This is a genomic window from Bradyrhizobium sp. YR681 (assembly GCF_000282615.1).
In the GTDB taxonomy this organism is placed as follows: domain Bacteria; phylum Pseudomonadota; class Alphaproteobacteria; order Rhizobiales; family Xanthobacteraceae; genus Bradyrhizobium.
This window is the reverse complement of the sequence record NZ_AKIY01000145.1, coordinates 1-2,480: the sequence shown is the minus strand read 5'-3', so window position 1 is coordinate 2,480 and position 2,480 is coordinate 1. Positions and strand designations below refer to the sequence as shown.

Here is a 2,480-nt window from a genome sequence, read left to right as displayed (position 1 = left end):
GCCGCCCGCCGTCGTTCGATTTCAGGGCCGAGCGCGTGTCCGACGATCCTCATGTCGGTCATCTCATCGTCGAGACCGCGCGCGCCCTGAACGCCGGCGCATTGCGGATGGCGCAAGAGGACAGCGTTCGGCTGTTCGACGTGCTGCTCGATCTCGTTGCGCTCAGCCTGTCGCGCCGCTCGCGGGCGCAGACGGCGGAAGCTGCAAGTTTTGCGGATGCCACCGTGCTGGCGCTGCGCCGTGCCATTCACGAGCGGCTGCGCGAGCCGGGGCTGACGGTCGCAGCGGTTGCCGGCGCCGTCGGCATCAGCGAGCGTTATGTCCACAAGCTGTTCGAGCGCTCCGGCACGACGTTTTCGGACTATGTGATGGACCGCCGGCTGGTCGGCGCAGCTGCGGACCTGAAGGATCCGGCGCTCTGCGGCCGCGCGATCGGCGCCATCGCGTTCGACTGGGGTTTTTCGGACCTCTCCCACTTCACCCGGCGCTTCAAGCAGCGCTTCGGCTGCCGGCCGCGCGACTGGCGTGCGCGGTGAGGGAGGTTGGGCGAAACGGGCTTGCGGCAACGCCGTTGCTCCGCCGTCGCCGGGACGGCAGTGCTTTTTGTGGAACGATACTGCCTCAAACGCCCTTCGCCTGAGGTGAACCAGCGCTACAGCGACCGCGCGATCAGCAGCTTCATGATCTCGTTGGTGCCGCCATAGATCTTCTGGATCCGGGAATCGATGAAGATGCGCGAGATCGGGTATTCCTGCATGTAGCCGTAGCCCCCGAACAGCTGGAGGCATTCGTCGGCGGTCTGGACCTGCTTGTCCGAGCACCAGTATTTCGCCATCGACGCCGTGACCGTGTCGAGATCCCCGGCGATCAGCTGCTCGATGCACCAGTCGACGAAGACGCGCGCGATCATGGCTTCGGTCTTGCGCTCGGCAAGCGTGAAGGCGGTGTTCTGGAAATCCATCAGCGGCTTGCCGAACGCCTTCCGTTCCTTGGTGTACGCGGTGGTGAGTTTCACCGCGCGTTCCATCGATGCGACGGCGCCGACCGCGAGCGCGAGCCGCTCCTGCGGCAATTGCTGCATCAGCTGAACAAAACCCTGGCCCTCTTCCTTGCCGAGCAGGTTTTCCGGCGGCACCGTGACGTTGTCGAAGAACAATTCCGACGTGTCGGAGGCGTGCAGGCCGATCTTGTCGAGGTTGCGCCCGCGCTTATAGCCATCGGCGCCCGCCGTCTCGACCACGATCAGCGAAATGCCCTTGGCACCGACATCGCCGGTGCGTGCGACCACGACGACGAGATCGGCGGCCTGGCCGTTGGTGATGAACGTCTTCTGGCCGTTGATGACATAGGAATTGCCCTGCTTCTTCGCCGTGGTCTTGACGGCTTGCAAATCCGAGCCGGTGCCGGGCTCGGTCATGGCGATGGCGCCGACCATCTCGCCCGAGGCCATCTTCGGCAGCCAGCGCTTCTTCTGCTCCTCCGAGCCGTAATTGAGGATGTAGTGGGCGACGATGGCGCTGTGCACGGAGACGCCGGTCGTCAGCTCCGGCACCGTGCTCTCGAGATCATCGAGCACCGCGGCGTCATAGGCGAAGGTCGCGCCCAGGCCGCCATATTCTTCCGGCACGCTCGCCAGGAGCGCGCCCATCTCGCCGAGCCCGCGCCAGGCGAAGCGGTCGACCATTTTCTGCTCGCGCCATTTCTCGGCATGCGGCGCCAGGTCCTTGGCAAGATACTTCCGGAACTGGTCGCGGAACGTATCCAGCTCTTCGGTCATCCACGACGATCGGTAATGCATCAGGACCTCGCTCTCAGACAATCAGGCCGCCACCGGCGACGACCACCTGGCCGCTGATATAATTGGATTCCGGGCTGCAGAACAGATAGACGGCGTCGGCCGCCTCTTCCGGCGTGCCGCCGCGGCCAAGCGGGATCATGCGCGACATCGCCTCCAGCATCTGCGGCTGCACGCCCACCTTGATGTCGCGGCCGGCGACGTCGATGGTCTTCTGCTGCGCCTCGATCGGCTGGGTCAGGCGGGTGTTGATGAGGCCGAAGGCGACGCAATTCACATTGACCTTGTAGCGTCCCCACTCCTTGCACATGGTTCGGGTCAGCCCGATCAGCGAGGCCTTGGCCGAGGAATAGCTCGCCTGTCCGGCGTTGCCGTAGAGGCCTGCGATCGAGGAGATGTTGACGACCTTGCGGAATACCTCGCGGCCCTCCTCGGCTTCCTTTCTGGCGAAGACGCGGATCGGCTCGGCGGCAGCACGCAGGATGCGGAACGGGGCGACGAGATGGACGTCGAGCATGGCCTGGAACTGCTCGTCCGTCATCTTCTGGATTGTGGAGTCCCAGGTGTAGCCGGCATTGTTGACGATGATGTCGAGCCCGCCAAACTTGTCCAGCGCAGCCCCGACGAAGCGGTCGGCGAAACCCGCTTCCGAGACGCTGCCGTTCACGGCGGCCGCGTCGCCGCC

At 64.9% G+C, this 2,480-nt stretch carries 3 protein-coding genes; 1 reads left to right on the top strand and 2 read right to left on the bottom strand.

The window, feature by feature from the left end; genetic code table 11:
• Positions 1-536 (top strand): helix-turn-helix transcriptional regulator (locus tag PMI42_RS12455; RefSeq protein ID WP_008134364.1); only part of this gene is annotated, 536 nt, incomplete at its 5' end.
• 116 nt (positions 537-652) lie between these two features.
• On the opposite strand, the gene PMI42_RS12450 is transcribed toward PMI42_RS12455, so the two are convergent.
• Positions 653-1,798, bottom strand: a complete 1,146-nt coding sequence (locus PMI42_RS12450; protein ID WP_008134361.1) for an acyl-CoA dehydrogenase family protein — start codon at positions 1,796-1,798, stop codon at positions 653-655.
• A gap of 13 nt (positions 1,799-1,811) precedes the next feature.
• Positions 1,812-2,480, bottom strand: a 669-nt coding sequence (locus PMI42_RS12445; protein WP_008134360.1) for an SDR family NAD(P)-dependent oxidoreductase, incomplete at its 5' end; no start/stop codon positions are given.